The sequence below is a fragment of the Brevundimonas sp. genome (assembly GCF_036399195.1).
In the GTDB taxonomy this organism is placed as follows: domain Bacteria; phylum Pseudomonadota; class Alphaproteobacteria; order Caulobacterales; family Caulobacteraceae; genus Brevundimonas.
Window position 1 is genome coordinate 1 of the sequence record NZ_DASWNO010000287.1, and the last position, 2,824, is coordinate 2,824.

The 2,824-nt window shown below is 70.6% G+C and carries 7 protein-coding genes; 1 reads left to right on the forward strand and 6 read right to left on the reverse strand.

The features are described from left to right. The 5 genes from VGB60_RS12520 to ccmC all read right to left on the reverse strand — a co-directional run. Window positions 1-386: DUF1223 domain-containing protein (locus VGB60_RS12520; protein WP_331038581.1), on the reverse strand; the 386-nt coding region annotated here is incomplete at its 3' end. Window positions 387-444: 58 nt separating this feature from the next. Then, the gene (locus VGB60_RS12525) at window positions 445-603 is read right to left on the reverse strand and encodes a hypothetical protein (RefSeq protein ID WP_331038582.1); all 159 of its coding nucleotides are present in this window, start codon (window positions 601-603) and stop codon (window positions 445-447) included. A gap of 100 nt (window positions 604-703) precedes the next feature. Further along, window positions 704-1,270, reverse strand: coding sequence for a DsbE family thiol:disulfide interchange protein (locus VGB60_RS12530; RefSeq protein ID WP_331038583.1), 567 nt, complete (start codon window positions 1,268-1,270; stop codon window positions 704-706). Next, a complete protein-coding gene (gene ccmD, locus VGB60_RS12535) occupies window positions 1,267-1,425 on the reverse strand; it encodes a heme exporter protein CcmD (RefSeq protein ID WP_331038584.1) in 159 nt (52 codons plus the stop codon). Before ccmD ends, VGB60_RS12530 begins: the two co-directional genes overlap by 4 nt. A 2-nt stretch (window positions 1,426-1,427) precedes the next feature. Then, window positions 1,428-2,147 carry a heme ABC transporter permease CcmC gene (gene ccmC / locus VGB60_RS12540; protein WP_331038585.1) on the reverse strand — a complete coding sequence of 240 codons (720 nt, stop codon included), beginning with the start codon at window positions 2,145-2,147 and terminating at the stop codon, window positions 1,428-1,430. An 89-nt stretch (window positions 2,148-2,236) separates the two neighbouring features. Between ccmC and VGB60_RS12545 the strand changes: the two genes are divergently transcribed. Then, on the forward strand, window positions 2,237-2,461 hold the full coding sequence (locus tag VGB60_RS12545) for an alkylphosphonate utilization protein (protein ID WP_331038586.1): 225 nt from the start codon (window positions 2,237-2,239) through the stop codon (window positions 2,459-2,461). Between the two features lie 189 nt (window positions 2,462-2,650). Here the strand turns inward: VGB60_RS12545 and VGB60_RS12550 are convergent, their stop codons facing one another. Further along, window positions 2,651-2,824, reverse strand: a complete 174-nt coding sequence (locus VGB60_RS12550; protein ID WP_331038587.1) for a heme exporter protein CcmB — start codon at window positions 2,822-2,824, stop codon at window positions 2,651-2,653.

Here is a 2,824-nt window from a genome sequence, read left to right on the forward strand (position 1 = left end):
GTGGCGGCGCCGGGCACCTGGCGGCGGCCGTCGATCACCACCTGTGGCGTCGAGACGTTTCGCAGCCGCAGAACGCGCCGGTAGTCACGCTGGCGCTGGGTGAACTCGGGCCGGGCGAAGGTGTCGGACCAGCCGAGATAATCCCAGTAATCGACCGCCCAGGTCAGGGCGATCACCCCGGGTTCGTCGACGACGGCCTCGAACCGCGCGTTGGCTTCGGGACAGCCGGCGCAGCCCTGGGCGGTGAACAGTTCGACGACTACGGGTTCGGGCGGCGGTGGGGCGGCGCGGGCGGCGCGTACGGCTGTCGGCTGGGCGTCGGCCCCGGCTCCGAGCAGCACGGTCGCCATGGCCGCCGCAGGAATGATCCAGCCCCGTCTGCGCATGGCGCGGAGGTTAATCACGGCGGACGGTCGCGCGCCCCTCATTTTCGCGTGAAGGCGGTCAGACTCGGATGTCGAGCAGCGCGCCGGGTCGCGTCGGACGCTCCTCGAAGGCCTTGGCCGTCGGCTGCGGGGCGGCGGCCTGAAGCGTCGGCTCGGCCGCGGGGCCCTGCACCGCCTCGAGCGCCGCCTTGAAGAAGTCCGAGCGGGAGGCGCGCACGGGGGCGGCGCCTGCTGGGTGCGGCGGGAACAGGACGGAGGGCAGAAGAGGACGAATCGCGCTCATGCCGACAGGGTTAATCAAAACCGTCGGAAATGGGTTAACGAGCGGTGGCCGTCGGCAGCGGACGCGGCGGCGCCTGGATGGCCTCGACCAGCCGGTCGACCTCGGCGTCGTCCACCAGCGGCCCCGAGAATTTGGCGACCACCCGCCCCATGGCGTCGACGGCGAAGGTCTCGGGCGCGCCGGTGATGCCGAGATCCAGCCCGGCCCGGCCCTCGCGGTCGACCAGCACCATCGAATAGGGATCGCCCAGCTCGTCGAGGAAGGCGCGGGTCTTCACCGGGTCGTCCTTCCAGGCCACGCCGACGACCGCGACGCCGCGCTGCTTCAGCGCCATCAGCTTCGGATGCTCCACCCGGCAGGGCAGGCACCAGCTGGCGAAGACGTTGACCAGCATCGGCTTGCCGACGCCGGCGGTCTTCAGGTCGACATGGCCGGGGCCGGGCTGGGCGCCGTTGAGGATCGGCAGGACCGTCTCGGGGATCGACTGCCCCACCAAAGCCTCCGGCTTGACCGCCGGGTCGCGCTTCAGCGACCAGCCAACGAACAGGGCGGCCAGCGCGGCGAGCACCACCAGCGGGACGATCGACAGCCAGCGGCTCATCGCGGCGCGTCCTTGGCTTCGAGCCGCCTGAGTTCGCGGTTCCAGCGCCGCGCCGAGGCCAGGGCGCGGAAGGCGAGGCCGGCGAGCACCAGAGCGCTGATCCCCCAGGCGGGCCAAACGAAGGCGGCGTATGCGCCCATGTCGAGGTCGATCATCGTCAGGCCTCCAGAGCGCGGCGGGCGCGGATGGACAGGACGCGCCGGCGCACGATCTCGGCCCGGATGGACGTCACCCAGACGGCGAGGAACAGCATCCCGTAGGCCGCCATCATCGTCAGCAACGGGGCCAGAAGGTCGCCGGTCACCGACGGGCCGCCCGCGCGGATCAGCGAGGCCGGCTGGTGCAGGGTGTTCCACCAGTCGACGCTGAATTTGACGATCGGCAGGTTGATCAGCCCGACCAGCCCCAGCACGGCGGCGGCGCGGGCCGCCTTGGCCTCGTCGTCGATGGAGGCGCGCAAGGCCATGTAGCCGAGGTAGAACAGGAACAGCACCAGCACCGACATCAGCCGGGCGTCGCCCCATACCCACCACGCCCCCCACATGGGCTTGCCCCACAGGCTGCCGGTGATCAGGGCCAGCGCCGTATAGGCCGCCCCGGGCAGGGCGGCGGCGCGGGCGGCGGCGTCGGCGAGAGGATGGCGGAACACCAGGGCGAAGAAGCTGGAGACGCCGAGCGCGCCGTAGATCATCAGCCCGACCGAGGCGGCGGGCACGTGGACGAACATGATCCGCACCGTGTCGCCCTGCTGGTAATCCTCGGGCGCGGCGAAGCTCAGCCAGGCGCCGACCGCCAGCAGGACGGCCGCCAGCGCCCACAGCACCGGCGTGAGCGGGCGGGTGAAGCGCAGGAAACGGTCGGGGTTGGCGAGGAACATCGCGCGCTTCTTTAGGGCCTGATCGCCGCTCGCGCTACTTGGCCGCCGCGCCTGTGCTAGAGCGTCGCGCCGGCGAGGACGACGACACCATGGGCGAAGACACCACCCGCGACAGCAACGGCAATGCGCTGGCCGACGGCGACAGCGTGACCCTGATCAAGGACCTCAAGGTCAAGGGCTCGGGCGGCGTGACGCTGAAGCGCGGCGCCCTGGTGAAGAACATCCGGCTGACGGGCGATACGGACGAGATCGAGGCCAATGTCGAGAAGGTCCGCGGGCTCGTGCTACGGACGGAGTTCGTGAAGAAGGCCTGAGCGGCGCGGCCGCGCGAAGCGCAACGATTGACAGCGCTGGTTCGTCACGAAGAAGTCACGAAGGGCACAAAGGCGCCGGAGCCGCGCCGCGACTCACTTCGTGTTCTTCGTGTAAGCTTTGTGTTCTTCGTGACGAGCCTGCCCAAGTGGCCGAGAGAACAGGTTCCAGCTTCGCGGGGAACAGGTCGCTTAGCCCTGCGCGTTCCGGATCGCAGCGGCGCCGGCGAACGGGGTAACCACGCTGGCGAACAGGACGTAGGCCGCGAGGAAGGCCAGCGCCGGGAGGGGCGACAGGCCGTTGGCGGCGCGCTCTAGGGCGCCGGCGCCGAACACGACGGGCGGGATGAACAGCGGCAGCACCAC